A 20,218-nucleotide genomic window follows, 5' to 3' on the forward strand; every position below is an offset into this window, starting at 1 on the left:
CGAAAAACTGAGACGTGCGTCAGCTCATTCGGGCTTCTGGTTCGCCAATCGAGCCATCCGCTGGGCGTCGGACAGGATGCCGCGCAGCAGGCGCACTTCCTGTTCGCTCAGTTCGGTACGCAGGAACAGGCGACGCAGCTTGCGCATGGCCGATTCAGGGGCGCGGCCCTTGTGGAAATCGATATCGTCCAGCGCCTGGCCGAGCTGGCCGAACAGGCCTTCGACCTGGGCGTGGCTGGCCGGCTGCTCACGGTGCTCCGGGTCGGCCGGGGCGGCCGCGTCCACACCGCCCAGGCTGGCCATGCGCAGTTCATAGGCCAGCACCTGCACGGCCGCCGCCAGGTTCAGCGAACTGAAGTCGGGATTGGAGGGGATGTGCACGGCCAGGTGGCAGAGCTGGAGCTCCTCATTGGTCAGGCCGGTGCGCTCGCGACCGAACACGAAGGCCACTTCGCCATCGGCCTCGGCGGTCCTGGCCAGGGCCCGCTGCGCGGCCACGCCGGGCAACAGCTCTTCCAGCTGAACGCGGCGGGCACGGGCAGTGCAGCCCAGCACGAGCCGGCAATCGGCCACGGCCTCGGCCAGCGTCGCCACCACCGGGGCATCGCCCAGCACGTCCTCGGCGCCGGCAGAGCGCCGGAAGGCCTCGTCGTCCAGGGGTTTTTCAGGCGCGACCAGCACCAGCCGGCCCAGCCCCATGGTCTTCATGGCGCGCGCCGCGGCCCCCATGTTGCCGGGGTGCTGGGTGCCGACGAGGACGAAACGAATGCGGGATGGAGCGGTTTCGATAGACATGAACAGGCCAAACGCGAGCAGGACAGTCACAAATGGTAAACTGTGTGACCGGCCTCTGCGCCGGGACCGCTCTTTTCCCCCGCCAGTACCCCCTACTCTGCCTTTCCGGGAGCTTTTCGCCATGCAGAAACCCGCCGTCACCGTCATGGTCAAGGCCGCCCGCCTCGCCGGCAACGTCCTGTTGCGCAACATCAACAAGCTGGAGGCGTTGAACGTCGTTCAAAAGGGGCGCATGGACTATGCCAGTGAAGTCGATGCGGATGCGGAAAAGGTCATCGTCAAGGAACTCAAACGCGCCTACCCTGAATACGGGATCATGGCCGAAGAAGGTGGCGTACAGGGCGCGAACCGCTACATGTGGGTCATCGACCCGCTCGACGGCACCAGCAACTACCTGCGCGGCTTCCCGCATTACTGTGTCTCCATCGCCCTGGTCGAGAACGGCGAGCCGATCGACGCGGTGATCTTCGACCCGCTCCGCAATGAACTGTTCACCGCCAGCCGGGGTGCCGGCGCGGTCCTGAACGACCGCCGCATCCGCGTCGCCGACCGCAAGGACCTGGCCGGCGCGATGATCCACACCGGCTTCGCCCCGCGCGAGCGCAACCGCACCAGCGCCCAGCTGAAGGCCGTCGACGCGCTGCTGGTACACGCCGAAGACGTACGCCGCACCGGTTCGGCCGCGCTCGACCTGGCCTACGTGGCCTGCGGCCGCGCCGACGCCTACTTCGAGGCCGGCGTGAAGGCATGGGACATCGCCGCCGGCGTGCTGCTGGTCCGCGAAGCCGGTGGTCGCGTCTGCGACTACAAGGGCGCCACCCCGGCCCGCATGGACAGCCGCGGCCCGGAGACCCAGCAGATCGTGGCCGGCAACGTGAAGAACACCGACATCCTGCAGAAGGTGCTGGTGAACACCGGTTACGCCGCTGAGTTCGATGCGAAGTTCTGATCGACCTGATGTGTGATTCAAGAACGGCGCCTTCGGGCGCCGTTTTTTTTTGCCTCCGCGCGTAGAGCGTTGGCTGTTTGGTTGTTCCCGCGCGGTGCGAGGACGGGGATGCCCTGGCCGGACACGCGTGAACCCATCCATGGGGCTTATCGCAGCATCCATGCTGCTCAAAGTCCGGCCAGGGCATCCCCGCCCTCGCCCCCTCAGTTCTCCACGACGACCGGACACAAGATCAAAAGCGGAACGCCTCTGCCTTTGACTTCCTTACCGCTGACGCATGCCCGTCTGGGGGAGCGGGGTGGAGGGGGTGGCGGGGCTTTGAGCAGCATGGATGCTGCGATAAGCCCCATGGATGGGTTTACGCGTGCCCCGCTACCCCCTCCACCCCGCTCCCCCGCGCGCAGACACATAAACAGCCAGCGCTTCTGAGCGGAAAAAGAAAACGCCCGACCAACCGGCCGGGCGTTTCGTCACCACATCAAAGCACCCGCGTTACGCCACCGTGTTGCTCGCCGCCTTCAGCGCCGCGATGCGCTCGTCGAGCGGCGGATGGCTCAGGAACAGCTTCTTTGCCGTGGAACCGGCAATGCCGAACGCCGCGATCTGCGTGGGCAGCGTGCTCTGGCCGTTGTTGAGCTTGAGCCGCTCCAGCGCCGCGATCATCTTCTGGCGGCCGGCCAGATGCGCACCGCCTGCGTCGGCGCGATATTCGCGGTGGCGCGAGAACCACATCGCAATCATCGTCGCGAACACACCCAGCACCATCTCCAGCAGGAACACGATGATGAAGTAGGCGAACCCGCGACCACCGCCTTCCCGGTTGCCCGACAGCGCACTGTCGATCACGCCACCGATGAGCCGCGCCAGCACGAACACGAACGTGTTCAACACGCCCTGCAGCAATGCCATCGTGATCATGTCGCCGTTGGCCACATGCGCGATCTCGTGGCCCAGCACCGCCTCGGCCTCGTCTTCGCTCATGTTGTGCAACAGCCCGGTGGACACCGCCACCAGCGCGTTGTTGCGGTTGGCACCCGTGGCGAACGCGTTGATTTCAGGACCCTCGTACACCGCCACTTCCGGCATGCCGATGCCGGCCTCGCGCGCCTGGCGCTCCACCGTGGTCAGCAGCCAGCGCTCGGTCGGGTTGCGCGGCTCGGTGATCACCACCGCCCGCGTGGACCGCTTGGCGAGCCACTTCGACATCAGCAGCGACACGAACGAACCGCCGAAGCCCAGAACGGCGCCAAAGACCAGCAGACCGCTCATCGTGCCGGGATTCACGCCCAGCAGGCGCATCACCACGCTGGCCAGGATCAGCACGGCGAAGTTGGTCGCTAGGAAGAGAGCAATACGACTGAACATGGGAAAAGGACGCTTGTTGGGGGTAGTTGCAGCAAATCTGCGGGGACTTCATGTTGAATTCAAGTCGCAACCTGACCGACGATTCATAGTTCATGTCCATGACTGCCTACCGCGGGCGCTTCGCCCCCTCTCCTACCGGCCCCCTGCATGCCGGCTCCCTGCTCGCCGCCCTCGGCAGCTGGCTGCTCGCCCGCCATGCCGGCGGCCAGTGGCTGGTGCGGGTCGAAGACGTCGATCCGCCCCGTACCGTGCCTGGCGCCATCGACCAGCAGCTGTCCGCCCTGGCCGCTTTCGGCCTGGCCAGCGACCGCCCTGTCGTTTACCAGCGCCAGCGCGATGCCCTCTACCAGGCCGCCCTGGATCGCCTGCTCGACGCGGGTACCGCGTTCGCCTGCCACTGCAGCCGCACCGACCTGGCCGAGCAGCATGGCGTCCACCATCACTGCGTCGCACGCACCGAGCGTGCGCAACCGGCCATCCGCCTGCGCGTGCCCCCGGGCAGCGTCGTGACCTTCCAGGACGGCCTGCGCGGCGCCATCCGCCAGGACGTCCACGCCGACGTCGGCGACTTCGTGCTGCGCCGTGCCGATGGCTACTGGGCCTACCAGCTGGCCGTGGTCGTGGACGATGGCGCCCAGTGCATCACCGATGTCGTTCGGGGTGCCGACCTGCTGGACTCCACCCCGCGCCAGATCCTGCTCCAGCGGGCCCTCGGACTGCCCACCCCGCGCTACCTGCACCTGCCCCTGCTGCTGGACCGCGACGGCCGCAAGCTGTCCAAATCCGACGCCGCCCAGCCACTGGACCCCGACGCTCCCCTGCCCGCCCTGAAACGCGCTTGGGCCCAGCTGGGCCAGGAACCGGCCTGCCTGGCCGGGTGCAGCACCGTCGAAGAAGCGCTTGCCCAGGCCCGCGCCGGCTTCGCCCCGGACCGATTGCCACCGGGAGACATCCGGCCTGACGGCGGTGTCCGTTGAGTCCCCATTCTTCGCCGCGATGTTGCAGAATCGCTGTCCCCCTTGTTGGTCCCGCCCTACGGAGTAGCTGCTCATGACATCTCGCGTCGCACTGGTCACCGGTGGTACCGGCGGTATCGGCACTGCCATCTGCCAACGTCTGGCCGACCAGGGCCATCGGGTTGCCACCAATTACCGCGACGAAGCCAAGGCCACCGCCTGGCGCGAAACGATGCTCGCGCGCGGCTGCGACGTGGCGATCTTCCCCGGCGACGTCTCCGACCCGAGCACAGCCGAACAGATGGTGCATGCCGTCGAGGCCGCGTTCGGCCCGGTCGAGATCCTGGTCAACAACGCCGGCATCACCCGCGACACCACCTTCCACCGCATGCGCGCCGACCAGTGGCACGACGTCATCAACACCAACCTCAATTCGGTGTTCAACGTCACCCGCCCGGTCATCGAAGGCATGCGCCGCCGCGGCTGGGGCCGGGTCATCCAGATCAGCTCGATCAACGGCCTGAAGGGCCAGTATGGCCAGGCCAACTACGCCGCGGCCAAGGCCGGCATGCACGGCTTCACCATCTCGCTGGCCCGCGAGAACGCCGGCTTCGGCATCACCGTCAACACCATCTCGCCCGGCTACGTTGCCACCGACATGGTGATGGCCGTGCCCGACGAAGTGCGTGCCAAGATCATCGCCGACATCCCCACCGGCCGCCTCGGCAGGCCGGAAGAAATCGCCTACGCCGTAGCCTTCCTGGTCGCCGAAGAAGCCTCCTGGATCACCGGCTCCAACCTCGACATCAACGGCGGCCACCACATGGGTTGGTAACGGTTACACCCACGCATTTTCGAATATCCAGCAGCCGGCCAACGGCCGGCGCCACCAGATCCCGACTGGAGGAAAGCCCCCTTCTTGTTGAAGGGGGCGCGCCAACGGCGCGGGGTTAAGGTGGCATGCCGCAGGGGCCCGAGCTTTGCGCAGCAACGCTTGGGCAAGCGCAGCACGCGTTGCGACCCCCCAAAAATGCTGCACCCATGCTGCGCAGCATGAAGAATGGGACTGAATGACCAAAGGCGGTTGCAACGCGTGCTGCGCTGCGCCATGCTTCGCGCTTACTGTGACGAGTGATTGCTTCATGGCTGCGAACCGCATCATCAAGAAGTATCCGAACCGCCGTCTCTACGACACCGAGATTTCCAGCTATATCACCATCGAGGATGTCCGCCAGCTCATCCTGGACGGCGAGGACTTTGAAGTCCGCGACGCCAAGAGCGGCGACGACCTGACCCGCTCGGTATTGCTGCAGATCATCGCCGACCAGGAGCAGGACGGTGAGCCGATGCTCTCCACCCAGCTGCTCAGCCAGCTGATCCGCTTCTACGGCGACTCCCTGCAGGGCTTCATGGGCAACTATCTGGAGCGCAGCATGCAGGTCTTCCTGGACCAGCAGCAGCAGTTCCGCCAGCAGATGGGCAACCTGCTCGGCCAGACCCCGTGGGCCATGATGAACCAGCTGACAGAACGCAACATGGAGCTCTGGCAGGACTTCCAGCGCAACATGGGCACCGGCTTTGGCGGCCGTCCGCCGGGCACGGGGACCGGAACGGGTACCGGCACGGGCACCGGCAAGCCGGAAGCACCCGCCGCGGGCAAGACCCGCCGCTGAGGGCTGCCTGCCCGGCATCGCCCGGGCAGCATGAAAAAAGGCGCAGCCTCACGGCCGCGCCTTTTTCGTGGGTGCCCCGCGCAGTTCAGCGCTTCGGCTTGGCGCAGCCCGTGCAGATGCGCTCCACCTGGTAACCCTTGGCGCGCAGCTTCTCCACCACGCCGTCCTCGCCCAGCAGGTGCAGCGTGCCCACCACCACCAGCGTGCCGCCCTGCCCGGCCTTCAGCTGCTGCTGAAGCTTGGGCACCCAGGCGTCGTTGCGGTCGGTGTTGATGCGCTTGTACAGCTGCGGGTATTGCCCGCGCATTTCCACGGCCATCGACGTCCACAACACCTTGTCGTCGCCACGGCGCCACGCATCGTGCAGCTTGCGCCCCATCACATCGGCCTGGCCGGCCTGGTCCAGCGCCTCGGCCACCATCTGCTGCTGCTCCTGGGCCGACATCTGCGAGAGCACCGCCACCTGCGTGTCGATGTCCTCAAGACCACTGGTCGGCTTGCCGGCGTCGCCAGCGCGGGTCATGAAATGCTGGTCCAGGCCCAGCGCCGGGTCCAACCCCATCCTGGTGAACTGCGCCAGGGTGATGGTCAGCCCCACGAACCAGGGCTTCATGCCCTGCAGCTGGGCCAGCGGCAGGTTGTTGTCACGTGCGTAGGCCTGCAGCTTGGTCCAGGTCGGCGCGTCCAGGTCACGCTTGAGCTCGCTGCCATCGGTGCGCATCGCCGCCTGCAGCATCTTGCGGGTCAGCTCCGGTGACTTCATGTCCTGCGGCGAGAGCTCGAACACCACCCGCTTGGACGCGGCAAACGCCTGGTCGACGTCGGCGGCCACCGGGTAGTCGTCCGCGCGCAGCATGTGGAACGAACCCAGCAGGTACAGGCGGCTGTCGCCCGGGCCGGTCACCTTCCACAGCAGCGGAACGGGCGGGGCGGCGGAGGCGGTCGCAACCGCACCGGCATTGCCCAGCAGCACGCTGCCGGCCAGCAGCACGGGAACCGCCAGTCGCTTCAACATCGACATGCTCAAACCTCTCCTTCAGGGGCGTGGTAAGCCTGCTCACCGGCCTCGACGCGCAGGTCCAGGCGGTTCTCAGGCGGCGTCAGCGGGCACGTGGCGAACGGTGTGAACGCGCACGGCGGGTTGTAGGCGTGGTTGAAATCGATGACGACCTGGCCGCTGGCATCCGGCGGCGGCAGGTCCAGGTAGCGTCCGGCCGGATAACTGCCATGGCCACTGGTGCGGTCGCCGAAGATCACGAACAGGTCGCGCCCCGGCTCGCCAAGCGCTTCCAGCTGCCATGTCTTTCCATCGCGCTCGAATTCCAGGGCGCCCGAATTGGGCATCTCGGTGGTGAGCCCGGTGATGTCCACGATCGGCAGGGTCTTGCCGGGCGGATGCGGCACGAAACGCGCGGTGATCCGCCAATCCGGGCCGCCCGGCCAATAGGTCAGGCCGGTGAAGCCGCTGCGCGAAAAGGCATCGGCGTGCTTCACCCGCAATGCGTAGCGCGCGCCGCGATGGATCAGGCTCAACTGGCCCTTGCCGTCGTCGAAGGCGATCAGGGTCGGCGCCGCGTCACGGTCGCTGTTGAAGCGGATCCGCCCGGTCAGCGGCGTGCCATCCACGCTCAACGCCACGCCGCGTTCCGGCGTGAACGTCACTGTGTCGCCATTGCGCGCCACCATGCCCAGCTTGGCCGGGCCCACCGCCAGGCGGATGCCGCTGCCCGGGCCGCTGCCGATGTAGTGCGCCTTGTGCTCCAGCCAGTGCAGGCCCACCAGGCTGGTCCAGCCGTCGGGGGCGTGCAGCTCGGTATACCGCTGTTGGCGCCATTGCTGCTGTTCGGCGGCAAACGTCGGGTCCACCGCCGCCGGCGCTGCCGGTGCAGCGTCCTTGTCGCCGCAGCCCACCATGCCCAGCGCCAGCAGTGCGGCGCCAAGTCCCCATCCCCATGTACGCATCGTGCTCCCCTTCAACGTCCGCGCAGGAACCAGCGGTCGATTTCCGCCAGTGAAAAACGGGCCCAGGTCGGTCGGCCGTGGTTGCACTGGCCGGACCGCTCGGTAATTTCCATGTCGCGCAGCAGGCCGTTCATTTCCGGCACCGTCAGGCGCCGGTTGGCGCGCACCGCACCGTGGCAGGCCATGGTGGACAGCAGTTCGTCGCGCGCACTGGCGATGCGCCGGCTCTGGCCGTGTTCGCGCAGGTCGGTCAGCACATCGCGCAGCAGGCCTTCGGGTTCGGCGTTGGCCAGCAACGCCGGAATACTGCGCACGTGCAGCGAACCGGGGCCGGACCGGGTGATCTCGAAACCCAGCGCGGTGAGGGTGTCGGCCTCGCGCTCGGCCGTATCGGCGTCGCGCTCGCCCACCGCCAGCGTGATCGGCACCAGCAGCGGCTGCGCATGCAGGCCCATGCCGTCGTGCGCGGTCTTCAGGCGTTCGTAGCCGATCCGTTCGTGGGCGGCATGCATGTCCACCACGATCAGGCCTTCGGCGTTTTCGGCCAGGATGTAGATGCCATGCAGCTGTGCCACCGCATAGCCCAGGGGCGGCACGCCGCTGTCGGCGGCGGTCTGCGGCAGGCCCTGCACGCTCGGCATCGGCGGCAACGCGGTGTCTTCGCTGCCCGCCGGGCGCGCGTACAACGCGGCGTAGGCGGACGGCGCGTCGGCCACGCGCAGCCCCAACGGCGACTGCTGCGGGCGCCACGACTGGCTGCCGCCCATGCCGCCACCGCCACCGCCGCCACCCAGTGCGTACCCCGCCCCGACGGACGCGGTGGCATGCGCCGGGGCGGACGCGTCGGCACCGCCCTCTGCGGCAACGCCTGCCGCCGTCATGCCGGCGCGTGTTTCGGCCAGCGCTTCCTTGAGCGTGCGGTAGACGAAATCGTGGATGAGGCGCGAATCGCGGAAGCGCACTTCATGTTTGGCCGGGTGCACGTTGACGTCCACCCGGGTCGGGTCCAGTTCCAGGAACAGCACGTAGGCCGGCTGGCGGCCATGGAACAGCACATCGCCGTAGGCCATCTTCACCGCATGCGCCACGCTGCGGTCGCGCACGGAACGGCCGTTGACGTACAGGTACTGCTGGTCGGTGCTGGCCCGCGAATAATGCGGCTGCGCGATCCAGCCGTGCAGGCGCAGGCCGGCACCGCTGTGGTCCACGCGCATGGCCTGCAGGGCGAAATCCTCGCCCAGGGTCTCGCCCAGGCGCGCATCGGAATACAGGTCGCCGGGCTTGTAGCGCCGCGACGGCTTGCCGTTGTGCGAGACGCGCAGCTCCACGTCCGGGCGCGCCAGGGCCAGCGAGCGCAGCCACTCTTCGATGTGGCCCAGCTCGGTGCGTTCGGCACGCAGGAACTTGCGCCGTGCGGGCACGTTGTAGAACAGTTCGCGCACCTCCACGGTGGTGCCTTGGGCATGCGCGCGCGGGGTCACCTCACCCAGCTTGCCGCCTTCGATCTGCAGCGCGGAGCCATGCGCGTCGCCGGCACGCCGCGAGGACAGGGTGAACCGGCTGACCGAGGCGATCGACGGCAGCGCCTCGCCGCGGAAGCCGAGCGTGGCCACCGCTTCCAGGTCGTCCAGGCTGGCGATCTTGCTGGTGGCATGCCGCGATACGGCCAGCGACAGTTCCTCCGGGGCGATGCCGCCACCGTCGTCGCGGATGCGGATCAACCGCACACCCCCTTCTTCCAGATCGATATCCACGCGCGTGGCACCGGCATCGAGCGCGTTTTCCACCAGCTCCTTGACCACCGACGCCGGCCGTTCGACGACCTCGCCGGCAGCGATCTGGTTGATGAGGATTTCGGGGAGTTGGCGGATGGTCATGCGGTGATGATAGCGGCAACCGGCGGTAGAGCCGACTGGGTATGGCCAACTGGGTATGGCCAACGTGATATGCGCGACGGGCGCGACGGGCGCGACGGGGTAGAGCTGACTGTTAGTCAGCTGCCGCGCGCAAGCGCGGTGGGTGCCAGGCGTTCATGTCATTGGGACGGAGAGCAGCCGACTAACAGTCGGCTCTACACAGTCGGCTCTACCGCAAATAAAAACCCGCGTTCGCGGGTTTTTATTTGCTTCCACCGGCGACGGTACCGGCGGCGTCTATTTCGGCTTGGGCCTTCGCCGCGTACAGGGTGCCTGGCGGGGGCTGGCGGCTGAAGAAGGTGTGCACGCCATCGAGCACCGCACCGGCGATCTGGCGCTGGTAGGCCGGGTCCATGAGGCGGCGCTCTTCATCCGGATTGGAGATGAAGGCGGTTTCCACCAGCATCGCGGGCATGTCCGAGGTGCGCAGCACCGCGAAGTTGGCGCGTTCGATGTTCGGCTTGTGGTTCTTGCCAATGGCCTTCAGGCCGCCCAGCACATGGCCGGCGGCGTCTTCAGACGCCTTCATGTAGCCGCTCTGGGCCAGGTCCAGCAGCACGTTGGCCAGGGTACCCTCGGTCTGCTGCAGGCGCACGCCACCCACCAGATCGGCGGCGTTTTCCTTGTCTGCCAGCCAGCGCGCGCGTTGCGACGAGGCGCCCTTGGTCGACAGCACATACACCGACGAGCCCTTCGCGGCCCGGTTCTCGGCCGCGTCCGCGTGGATCGAAATGAAGATGTCCGCCTTGGCCGAGCGTGCCTTCTGCGCGCGCATCGGCAGCGGAATGAACACGTCGGTGTCGCGGGTCAGGAACGCCTTCAGGCCCGGCGTGGCGTTGACCTGGCGCGCCAGCTCCCGCGCCACCGCCAGAGTGATGTCCTTCTCGCGCTTGCCGGTCGGGCCCACGGCGCCCGGATCCTGGCCGCCATGGCCGGGATCGATCGCCACCACCAGCGGGCGCATGCCCGGCTGCATCTTGATGCGCGACGCATCGCTGGGCATGACCGGGCGCGGCGGCACGGCCGGCGGCACCGGCGTGGGCGTAGGTACGGGCGCGGACACCACCGTAGCGGTCGAATGGCCCGCCAGGATGGCGGCCGGCGACGCGGAATTGCTGGCCGCATTGGCCGTTCCCGCCGCCGCCACAGTGGCGGTGGTCGCCGTTGGCGTGGCCGCGGTCGGCACCGCCGTTGCCGCGCTGGCACTGGCCTGCTGGCGGGCCGACGCGGTCAGCAGCGCCGTGGCCCGCGCGGCATCGTTGCGCGCCTGCGTGGCTTCGGCCGGGGTCAGCGGCAAGGTCTGGGTGGTCGCCTGGGCAGGGGCGGGCACGGGCGGCGCCGCCACCGGCGCAGGCGCGGCAGGCGTCGGCGCGGCCGCCACGCTGGACGGCGCGTCACCCGGCCACTCGATCACCAGCCGGGAGTCGTCCCCCTGCTTGACCATCTGCGGTTTGAACGGCGCGACCGATTCGGCCAGGTCGAACACCACGCGGAACGTGCCGGGTACCGGCTGGCCGCTGCGCACGGCGGTGACCACGCCCTTGGGCGCAGGCAGCTTGAGGTTGCGCACCGCGCTGGAATCGGGGAAATCCACCACCAGGCGGTTCGGACCGGACAGGGTGAGCGTCTTGTAGCCACCGCTGCCGGCCAGCGCGATCTCGGCGCGGGTGCCGGTGGAACCGGTCTCCAGCGCCACCTGGCGGACTTCGCCGGCCCACGACACGGCGCTCGCCAGACAGAGTCCGACGGCGGCGCAGATGGCGGTGAGCGGTTTACCCATTGGCATGGCTGAGGATTCAATCACCACGCTGAATGAAATGCAACACCTTTTCCCTTAATAATCCGTAACCTGGGGGTGTTTCCTACTGTCAGCCGACAGAAAGGGCCTGCAAGTCACCCCCTTGCGGCAGCCGAAGCAGCCAGTCACGTCCACCCTCGCTATGCGCGGAAAGCCGTGCCCGGCGCCCCTGCCCCTCGATCTCAAGGGCCACCACCAGGTCGGTGGGCGGCAGCGCGCCGGCGCCGCGTTCGGGCCATTCCACCAGCCACAGCGAGGCACTGCCTTCGTCCAGGCCGAGGAAATCCAGCTCTTCGGCCTGGCCGATGCGGTACAGGTCCAGGTGCCACGCCTCGTGGCCGTCGTCCAACGGGTAGCGCTCCACCAGCGTATAGGTCGGGCTGCGGATGGCGCCCTGCACGCCCAGCGCACGCAGCAGGGCGCGCGCCAGCGTGGACTTGCCGGCGCCCAGGTCGCCCTGCAGCTGCACCACCGCGTGCGGTGGCCGGGTGGCGGCCAGCCATTGGCCGAGCAGGTCGGTGTCCTGGGGCTCGGCGAGGAAGAATTCGATCATCGGGTTCATTGTTCTGGATTGACCAGGCGGCGCAGCGGCACCAGCAGGTCGGTGGGAAGCAGGCCGCGCTGGCCTTCACTGGCGGCGGCATCGCCGGCCAGGCTGTGCAGCAGGGCGCCGCTGCTGGCGGCGTCGAACGCCTCCAGTCCCTGCGCGCGCAGGGCCGCGATGATGCCGGTCAGCAGGTCACCCATGCCACCGACGGCCATGCCCGGGTTGCCTGCCGCGATCACCCGCGGCCGCGCATGCGGCGCGGCCACCACGGTGCCGGCGCCCTTGAGCACCACCACCGCGTTGTAGCGCGCCGCCAGCGCCGCGGCAGCCGCGAACCGGTCTGCCTGCACCTGTGCGGTGTCGCTGCCGAGCAGGCGGGCGGCCTCGCCCGGATGCGGAGTGAGAATGGCGTCGTGCAGCGGCTGCGGCGCGGCGGCGAGCAGGTTCAACGCATCCGCATCGATCACCAGCGGCTTGCCGCTTGCCAGCACCAGCCGCCAGAGCTCGCGCGCCCATTCGTCCTGGCCCAGCCCCGGCCCGATCGCCACCACCTTGGCGCGCGGCAGCAGTGCGCGCAGCTCCTGCGCCTCCTGCACCGCATGCACCATGGCTTCAGGAACGCGCGCCAGCAACGGGGCAACGTGCTGCGCCTGGGTCGCCACGCTCACCAGCCCTGCCCCGGCCCGCAGGGCCGATTCGGCGGCCAGCATCACCGCCCCGCCGCTGCCGACGTTGCCGCCCACGCACAGCACGTGGCCGGACTCGCCCTTGTGGGTATTGGCGCGGCGCGCCGGCAGCTGCCGCGTCAGGCGCGAAGCGGCCCAAACGCAGGCCGCAGCGTCCACGCCCGCCGCTGCGCCGTCGGGCAGGCGCAGTGGGGCAAGCCGGCGGTCGCCCACGTAGTCCAGCGCATCGCCGGTGTACAGGCCCTGGTGGCGGACGATGAACTGCAGAGTGAGCGTCGCGCGTACGGCCACGCCCGGCACCGCGCCGGTGCGCGCGTCCACGCCGCTTGGCACGTCCAGTGACAGCACCGGCAGTGCGCTGCCGGCGATGGCCTGGATCAGCCGCGCCGCCTCACCGTCCGGGGCGCGGTTGAGGCCGATGCCGAACAGCGCATCCACCAGCACGTCCGCCTCCGGCAGGCCATCGCCGAACACGTCGGCCTGGCCTCCATCGGCAAGAAAGGCGTCGCGCGCGCCGTCGGCCAACGCCGTCAGCGCTGGCGCGTCGGCCAGCCGCAGCAGTTGTACCCGGCGCCCCGCCTGGCGGGCCAGGCGCGCCAGCACGTAGCCGTCGCCACCGTTGTTGCCGGCCCCGACCACCACGCACACGCGCTGCGCCTGCGGCCAGCGCTCCAGCAGGCACTGCCAGGCGGCCGTGCCGGCCTGCTCCATCAGCGCGGCACCGCCATCGCCCAGCAGGGCGCTGGCCTGCGCATCGAGGCGGCGCGCGGCGGCAACATCGAACAGTTCAGCAAGCTCAGGCATGCCGGGATTCTATACTTACGCCATGTCCGCTGTTCCGCTGCCCGCCCCCCTCCACCTGGCCCGTGCCGCCGAGCGCGTGCGCGCGCTTGCGCGTGAACATGGCTTCCAGCGCTGCGGCGTGTCGGGCATCGACCTGGCCGACGACGAGGCACACCTGGCCGACTGGCTGGGCCAGGGCCTGTACGGCACGATGGAGTGGATGGCGCGCCACGGCACGCTGCGCGCGCGGCCTGCCGAGCTGCTGCCCGGCACCGTGCGCGTGATCTCGGTGGGCATGGACTACGGGCACAAGGACGACACCCAGGCCTGGGACACGCTGCACGATGGCGACCGCGCCTACGTGGCGCGGTATGCGCTGGGCCGCGATTACCACAAGCTGATGCGCAACCGCCTGCAGAAATTCGCCGATGCACTGGGCAGGGAAATCGGCGCGTTCGGCTACCGCGTGTTCGTCGATTCGGCACCGGTGCTGGAGCGCGCATTGGCGCGCAACGCCGGGCTGGGCTGGATCGGCAAGCACACCTGCCTGATCGACCGCCAGGGCGGGTCGTGGTTCTTCCTGGGCGAGATCTACATCGACCTGCCGCTGCCGGTGGATGTACCCGCCACCGCGCATTGCGGCACCTGCACGCGCTGCATCGATGTGTGCCCCACGCAGGCCATCACCGGCCCGCAGCGGCTGGATGCGCGACGCTGCATTTCCTACCTCACCATCGAACACGACGGCGCCATTCCCGAAGAGATGCGGCCGTTGATGGGCAACCGCATCTACGGCTGCGACGATTGCCAGCTGGTCTGCCCCTGGAACAAGTTCGCACGGCGTACCGACGAACCTGATTTCCGCGCCCGCAATGATCTGGACACGGCGTCGCTGGCACAGCTGTTCGCCTGGGAGGAGGATGAATTCCTGCGCCGCACCGAAGGCAGCCCGATCCGCCGCAGCGGCCACGAACGCTGGCTGCGCAACATCGCCGTGGCGCTCGGCAACGCGCCGGGCCACGCCGACACACTGGCCGCGCTGCAGTCACGCAGCGCGCACCCGTCCGCGCTGGTCCGCGAGCACGTGCAGTGGGCCCTGCACCAGCATGCCGCGCGCGGCAACGCCGGCTGACCGCCGCAACGACGCGCCCACCGCCAACATGCGACCATGGGCGCCCGTTCGTACCGTTTGACCGTCCATGGACCGTAGCGCGCAGATCCTCACGCCCAGCCAGCTCAACGTCCTGGCCCGCGACCTGCTGGAAGGCACGTTCCCGATGGTGTGGGTGGAGGCCGAACTGGGCAGCGTCACCCGGCCTGCGTCCGGGCACATGTATTTCACGCTGAAGGATGCGCGCGCGCAGATCCGGGCGGCCCTGTTCAAGCCCAAGAGCCAGTGGCTGAAGTTCGTGCCGCGCGAAGGCCTGCGTGTGCTCGCGCGCGGCCGCTTGACGCTGTACGAAGCGCGCGGCGAGTACCAGATGGTGCTCGACCACATGGAAGAAGCCGGCGAAGGCGCACTGCGCCGCGCCTACGAACAGCTCAAGGCGCGGCTGGAAGCCGAAGGCCTGTTCGCCGCCGAACGCAAACGCGCCCTGCCCGCCCATGTGCGCCGCCTGGCCGTGATCACCTCACCCACCGGCGCGGCGGTACGCGATGTGCTGAGCGTGCTCGAGCGCCGTTTCCCGCTGCTGGAGGTGGATCTTCTCCCCAGCCTGGTGCAGGGCGACAGTGCAGCGGCGCAGATCACCGCGTTGCTGCGCGGCGCCGATGCCAGCGGCCGCTATGACGTGATCCTGCTGACCCGTGGCGGCGGTTCGATGGAAGACCTGTGGGCCTTCAACGACGAGCAGCTGGCGCGCGCCATCGCGGCGAGCACGACCCCGGTGGTCTCGGCGGTTGGCCATGAGACCGACTTCAGCCTGGCCGATTTCGCGGCGGATCTGCGCGCAACCACGCCATCGGTGGCCGCTGAGCTGCTGGTGCCGGACCAGCGCGACCTGCAGCTGCGCCTGCGCCGGCTGGCCGCGCGGTTGGTGCAGCTGCAGCGCCACGGCCTGGGACAAGCCATGCAGCGCGCCGACCGTGCCCTGCTGCGCCTGAACGGCCAGAGCCCGCAGGCCCGCCTGCAGTTGCTGCAGCGGCGCCAGCAGGACCTGGCACGGCGGTTGGCCGGGGTCTGGCAGCAACAGCACGAGCGCCGCTTGGCGCGCCTGCGTCACGCGGCCGTGGTGCTGCGCAATGGCCATCCGCAGCGGCGCCTGGACGCGCTGGGCGAACGCCTGCAGCGCCTGCAACCGCGCGCCGAGGCGGCGATGGCCCGGCAGCTGCAGCGCGACAGCCTGCGCCTGCGCGCGTTGGCGCGGTCGATGGAGGCGGTGAGTCCGTTGGCGACCGTGGCGCGTGGCTACGCGATCCTGACCCGCGAAGAGGATGGGCGGCTGGTGCGCTCACCGTTGGACGTGTCGCCGGGTGATGCGTTGAAGGCACGCGTGCAGGACGGCGTCATCGACGTGGTGGTGTCGTAGGGACACGGATGGCGTGTCTCTACGGTGTTCCGCCCGGGGGTCCGCCCGCGTCATTGGGTCGCCGGCGCCCCCGCCGTTTCACAGAACCGCTGGCGGTATTCCATGGCCTTGGGCATCAATGCCTGCAGGTTCTGGATGCGTGTACCCGGGTTCGGGTGGGTGGAGGAGAACTCCGGCGGTGCCTGGCCGCCACTGGCCTGGCCCATCCGCTCCCACAGCGGCACCGCTTCGCGCGGGTCGAAACAGGCCGCTGCGGCCAGCATCAGCCCGACTTCGTCGGCCTGGGTTTCGTGGCTGCGCGCATACGGCAACAGGTAGCCATAGCCCATCGCCGACATCACCATCTGTTGCTGCTGCGGGTCCATGCCGCTGGCCGCCCCGGCCATCTGCCCGATCTGGGTGAGCTTCTGCTGGGCCATGCGCTGTGCACCATGCCGCAGCAGGGCGTGGGCGATCTCATGGCCCATCACCACCGCCATGGCATCGCGCGTGCGCGCCACCGGTATCAGCCCGGTGTACACCGCCATCTTGCCGCCCGGCAGGCAGAACGCGTTGGCCTGGTCGGACTGGATCACGTTGACCTCCCACTCGAAGTCACGCGAGAAGTGCGCCGGCGTCAGGCCGTGCTCTTCAGCCAGCGCGGTTTCCACCACATCCACCTTGCGAATCAACTGTTCGGCAATGGCGCGCACATCGCGCGACACCTGCGCATTGGGGTCCATCGGCCGCTCTTCGGCCAGGATCTGCTGATAGGCCTGCAGGCCCAGCGCCTTTTCCTGGTCGGCGTCCAGCGAGCTGTCAATCAGCACGCTCTCGCCGGTATAGGGATCGACGCTGCGGTTGGAGAACCAGTAGAACGCGGCATAGCCGGCGAACGCCAGCAGCACCCACCAGCGGATGTTGCCGAACAAGCCCGGGCGCCGTGCACGTTGCTGCTGCTGGCCGCCAAACGGATCGCTGCGCATGTTGGTGGTTCCTGTTGGGGGCCGGCGCACCCTGCCGGCCATGGGGTCAATCCTAGCGCCAAGCCCGGGGCTCAGATACCTCGGACCAGGCGGAAACCGATCCTGGCGCTGGTCGTGTCCGAATCCTGTGATTGCCGCCATGCCGCGCGGGTCTGCTCGGGCGCATTGGCCCAGTTGCCGCCACGGATCACCCGTTGCCGGCAGCCCGGGTTGAACCAGGCCAGGCCGTCGGCCGGCGCGCGCCGGTAGCTGGCATGCCAGCAGTCGGCCACCCATTCGCTGAGGTTGCCCGCCATGTCATGCAGGCCCCAGGCATTGGGCTCGAAGGTGGCCACCGGCGCCGGTCCCCACCAGCCATCGCCATAGCCCACGAATGCGTTGAACCAGCGCCGCCCGGACGGCGACACGTCCTCGGCGCCGGTGAAGTTGCCCGACCGCGGCGGCGGCGTGCCCTCGTCGCCCCACGGATACCGGCCGCTGCTGCCCGCGCGCAGCGCATATTCGAACTCCGCTTCGCTGGGCAGCCGGTATGACCGCCCGGTCTGTTCGGACAACCACATCGCATAGTGTTCGGCATCGCGCACGCTGACGTGCATGACCGGCGAATTGGCGATGGCCGGGGTGCCGTCATAGCCGGATTGCCAGTCCACCCCGCTGCTGCGGGTGAAGTTGCCGCTGCGTTCGTCGTAAATGATCGAATGCCCGCGCCGGGTGGCGCGTGGGCGCGCGTTGGTGGCGGTCACGTAGCGTCGATAATCGGCGACGGTCACCTCGGTGATGGCCAACGCGAACCCGCGCTCGAAGCGCACGTAGTGCGAGGGCTTCTCGGCATCGCTGGCGCCCGGCTCGCTGTCGCCTGCACCCATCTGGAAGCCGCCATGCGGCACCACGATCATCTGCGGGCCACGGCCACCATCGCGCAGCGCATCGCTGAACACCTGGCGCGGGCGGAAGCTGCCGTAATGCGTGACCAGCTCGATGCGTTCGCGCAGCTGCCCCACCACCGGGTCACCGGGCATGGCGATGCGCAGCGCGTCTTCCAGTTTCTGACGGGCCGCTTTCAGCCCCTGCGGCGTAGCCAGGTCGCGCAGGCCCTCGTCGCGCAGCCGCACCAGCGTATCGGCGCGGATTTTCTCGACCCGTTCAAAGGCCTCGACAATGGTGGGGGCGGAGTCGCGCACCTTGGCCGCTTCTGACAGCCAGGTACCGGCCGCGGTGAAGTCCGCCTCGCGCGCGGCCGTTTCGGCGCGACGGATCAGCGCGCTCTCGGCGGCGGCCATGCCCTGGCGGGCACGCGGGTTGTCCGCCTCCAGCGCCAGCGCCTCACGGAAGTTCGGGATCGCCCCATCGCCGTCTTCACCGATGCGGTCGGCGCGCAGGTCGTCCTCACCGGCGCGGTTGTAGGCGATCACCCGCTGGGCGAGCTCCACGCGCGATTGCAGCTGCCGCACCTGCTCGTCATCGGGCGCCAAGGTCAGCAGCACCAGTCCGATTTCGCTGGCCTCGGCCACTGCTTCCCGCTGCTTCAGGGGGCGCGCCAGCAGCGCGGTGGCGTCGGCAAGCAGGCGCTGCCGGGCGCGCTTGAGTCCGGCCTCGGCCTGGCGATCGGCAGGGTCGCGCGCGCGCAACGCCAGCCAGATCGGAATGGCGTCTTCGGCCGTTTCAAACAGCTGCCCCTCCTCGAAGGCCTTGGCCGCGTCACGCCGCGCCTGGGCCACGCCCGCATCCGTGAGGGTGACCGCCGGTGGCTGCCAGCGCTGTTCGGTCTCGGCCGCATCTTCACCGCCGATGGTGACCTGGGCCGGCGCAGGCGCTGGCGCTGGGGCGGCACGCTTCGCAGGCTCGGCCGGGCGCACGGCCGCTGGGCGCGGCGGGGGCGCATCGGGTGAACATGCCGTCGTGGCGGCCATCAGGGTGGCCAGCAACAGCGGAAGAGAACCGGTGGGACGCAAGATCGGGTTCCTCGGGCAAAACCAGGCGCTGCGGGGCGATTCGCCCGCGGCGTACGGCGACGGGTTCATCATAACGGCGCGCGGCTTCGTCGCGGCGCGCTATCCTCCCTCCCTGAGCAAACCTGCAGTAGACGGAACCCCTACGTGGCTTATTGGATCAAAACCCCGGCGGAACTGGACGAGCGCTACCGCCAGCGCCCCACCCGCATCGGGCTGGATACCGAATTCATCCGTGAACGCACCTACTGGCCCCAGCTCGCGCTGGTGCAGATGGCGGTCGGCGATGAAATCCTGCTGATCGACCCGCTCATTCCGGGCATGACCGACGCACTGGCGCCCTGGCTGGCCGACACCTCGATCCTGAAGGTGATGCACAGCGCCAGCGAAGACCTGGTGACCTTCAAGGTCGCCTGCGGCGTACTGCCGCGGCCGCTGTTCGACACCCAGATCGGCGCCTCGCTGGCCGGCATCGGTGGCGGCATGGGCTACCAGAAGCTGGTCACCGCGATCACCGGCGTGACCCTGACCAAGGGCGAGACGCGTTCGGACTGGATGCGTCGCCCGCTGTCCGACGCACAGCTGGAATACGCCGCCGACGACGTGGAGTACCTGTTTGCGATCCACGATGCCGTGGATGCCAAGCTGGGCGAACTGGACCGTCGCCAGTGGCTGCAGGACGATGCCGAACGCCTGCTTGCCAGCGTCGAGCATGACGAGGAGCGCTGGCCTCACGTGGCGATGCGCTCGGCGCAGTTCATGGATACCGCCGCGCAGCTGCGCCTGTTGCGCCTGCTGCGCTGGCGCGACGTGCAGGCCCGCGCCAGCGACAAGCCGCGCAGCTGGATTCTCGACAATGAGCTTGCCGCCGTGCTCGCACGCACCCCGCCGGCCGATGTGGAGGCACTGTCCACGCTGATGGAAGGCTTCCCGAAGGCACCGCGCAAGCTGGCCGCACAGGTGTGGGAGGCGCTCGTCACCCCGCACGCCGACGAAGCCGAGGCCCCGCTGGCGCTGCCGGCCAACGATGCCAACAAGCAGGCGCTGAAGCGTCTGCAGGATGCGGTGAGCGCACGCACGGCCGAACTCGGCCTGCCCGATGGCGTGCTGGCCTCGCGCAAGCATCTGGAAAGCTATCTGGAGAGCGGCCAGTGGCCCGCCGCACTCGCGGGCTGGCGCCAGCCAGTGCTGGAGCCGGTGCTGGCGCCGTTGTTGCCAGACGCAGGCTGATACCGTGCAGCCACGCAGGGCGTGGCTCTACGGAATTGCGGGTACAGCCACGCAGGGCGTGGCTCTACGGAATTGCGGGTACAGCCACGCAGGGCGTGGCTCTACGGAATTGCGGG

The 20,218-nt window shown here is 68.9% G+C and carries 17 protein-coding genes; 7 read left to right on the top strand and 10 right to left on the bottom strand.

The genetic code is table 11. The features are described from left to right. Positions 1 to 24: 24 nt before the first annotated feature. A complete protein-coding gene (locus AC3ITN_RS12815) occupies positions 25 to 795 on the bottom strand; it encodes an RNA methyltransferase (RefSeq protein ID WP_489390752.1) in 771 nt (256 codons plus the stop codon). Positions 796 to 916: 121 nt separating this feature from the next. Between AC3ITN_RS12815 and AC3ITN_RS12820 the strand changes: the two genes are divergently transcribed. Next, on the top strand, positions 917 to 1,744 hold the full coding sequence (locus AC3ITN_RS12820) for an inositol monophosphatase family protein (protein ID WP_313344808.1): 828 nt from the start codon (positions 917 to 919) through the stop codon (positions 1,742 to 1,744). Between the two features lie 492 nt (positions 1,745 to 2,236). Here AC3ITN_RS12820 and htpX read toward each other — a convergent pair whose 3' ends face one another. After that, positions 2,237 to 3,109: a protease HtpX gene (gene htpX / locus AC3ITN_RS12825; protein ID WP_489390753.1), complete on the bottom strand. Its 873-nt coding sequence runs from the start codon at positions 3,107 to 3,109 to the stop codon at positions 2,237 to 2,239. Positions 3,110 to 3,201: 92 nt separating this feature from the next. Here htpX and gluQRS point away from each other — a divergent pair, with 92 nt between their 5' ends. The 3 genes from gluQRS to phaR all read left to right on the top strand — a co-directional run bounded on the left by gluQRS (position 3,202) and on the right by phaR (position 5,738). Beyond that, positions 3,202 to 4,086, top strand: a complete 885-nt coding sequence (gluQRS, locus tag AC3ITN_RS12830; RefSeq protein WP_489390754.1) for a tRNA glutamyl-Q(34) synthetase GluQRS — start codon at positions 3,202 to 3,204, stop codon at positions 4,084 to 4,086. A gap of 73 nt (positions 4,087 to 4,159) precedes the next feature. Beyond that, positions 4,160 to 4,900 (top strand): acetoacetyl-CoA reductase, encoded by a 741-nt coding sequence (gene phbB, locus AC3ITN_RS12835; RefSeq protein ID WP_313344800.1) that lies wholly within the window; start codon positions 4,160 to 4,162, stop codon positions 4,898 to 4,900. Positions 4,901 to 5,207: 307 nt separating this feature from the next. Next, positions 5,208 to 5,738, top strand: a complete 531-nt coding sequence (gene phaR / locus AC3ITN_RS12840; protein WP_489390755.1) for a polyhydroxyalkanoate synthesis repressor PhaR — start codon at positions 5,208 to 5,210, stop codon at positions 5,736 to 5,738. Between the two features lie 85 nt (positions 5,739 to 5,823). Here the strand turns inward: phaR and AC3ITN_RS12845 are convergent, their stop codons facing one another. From AC3ITN_RS12845 to AC3ITN_RS12870, 6 genes are all read right to left on the bottom strand, one after another. Continuing rightward, entirely contained in the window at positions 5,824 to 6,759 is a 936-nt protein-coding gene (locus tag AC3ITN_RS12845) for a TraB/GumN family protein (protein ID WP_489390756.1), read from the bottom strand. A gap of 2 nt (positions 6,760 to 6,761) precedes the next feature. Then, on the bottom strand, positions 6,762 to 7,700 hold the full coding sequence (locus AC3ITN_RS12850) for a DUF1684 domain-containing protein (RefSeq protein WP_489390757.1): 939 nt from the start codon (positions 7,698 to 7,700) through the stop codon (positions 6,762 to 6,764). A gap of 11 nt (positions 7,701 to 7,711) precedes the next feature. After that, positions 7,712 to 9,577, bottom strand: a complete 1,866-nt coding sequence (mutL, locus tag AC3ITN_RS12855) for a DNA mismatch repair endonuclease MutL (protein ID WP_489390758.1) — start codon at positions 9,575 to 9,577, stop codon at positions 7,712 to 7,714. 241 nt (positions 9,578 to 9,818) lie between these two features. Beyond that, a complete protein-coding gene (locus AC3ITN_RS12860; RefSeq protein WP_489390759.1) occupies positions 9,819 to 11,402 on the bottom strand; it encodes an N-acetylmuramoyl-L-alanine amidase in 1,584 nt (527 codons plus the stop codon). Positions 11,403 to 11,484: 82 nt separating this feature from the next. After that, entirely contained in the window at positions 11,485 to 11,967 is a 483-nt protein-coding gene (tsaE, locus tag AC3ITN_RS12865; protein ID WP_489392929.1) for a tRNA (adenosine(37)-N6)-threonylcarbamoyltransferase complex ATPase subunit type 1 TsaE, read from the bottom strand. Between the two features lie 5 nt (positions 11,968 to 11,972). Continuing rightward, a complete protein-coding gene (locus tag AC3ITN_RS12870; RefSeq protein ID WP_489390760.1) occupies positions 11,973 to 13,451 on the bottom strand; it encodes an NAD(P)H-hydrate dehydratase in 1,479 nt (492 codons plus the stop codon). A gap of 22 nt (positions 13,452 to 13,473) precedes the next feature. Between AC3ITN_RS12870 and queG the strand changes: the two genes are divergently transcribed. Next, entirely contained in the window at positions 13,474 to 14,562 is a 1,089-nt protein-coding gene (gene queG, locus AC3ITN_RS12875) for a tRNA epoxyqueuosine(34) reductase QueG (RefSeq protein WP_489390761.1), read from the top strand. A 67-nt stretch (positions 14,563 to 14,629) separates the two neighbouring features. After that, the gene (xseA, locus tag AC3ITN_RS12880; RefSeq protein ID WP_489390762.1) at positions 14,630 to 15,958 is read left to right on the top strand and encodes an exodeoxyribonuclease VII large subunit; all 1,329 of its coding nucleotides are present in this window, start codon (positions 14,630 to 14,632) and stop codon (positions 15,956 to 15,958) included. 50 nt (positions 15,959 to 16,008) lie between these two features. Here xseA and AC3ITN_RS12885 read toward each other — a convergent pair whose 3' ends face one another. Both AC3ITN_RS12885 and AC3ITN_RS12890 read right to left on the bottom strand, forming a co-directional pair. Then, entirely contained in the window at positions 16,009 to 16,923 is a 915-nt protein-coding gene (locus AC3ITN_RS12885; RefSeq protein WP_489390763.1) for a M48 family metallopeptidase, read from the bottom strand. 71 nt (positions 16,924 to 16,994) lie between these two features. Next, positions 16,995 to 18,833 (bottom strand): formylglycine-generating enzyme family protein, encoded by a 1,839-nt coding sequence (locus AC3ITN_RS12890; protein ID WP_489392930.1) that lies wholly within the window; start codon positions 18,831 to 18,833, stop codon positions 16,995 to 16,997. Positions 18,834 to 19,019: 186 nt separating this feature from the next. Here AC3ITN_RS12890 and rnd point away from each other — a divergent pair, with 186 nt between their 5' ends. Next, positions 19,020 to 20,102 carry a ribonuclease D gene (gene rnd, locus AC3ITN_RS12895; protein WP_489390764.1) on the top strand — a complete coding sequence of 361 codons (1,083 nt, stop codon included), beginning with the start codon at positions 19,020 to 19,022 and terminating at the stop codon, positions 20,100 to 20,102. Positions 20,103 to 20,218: the final 116 nt, after the last annotated feature.

Source organism: Stenotrophomonas sp. KH_036_B, assembly GCF_057839485.1.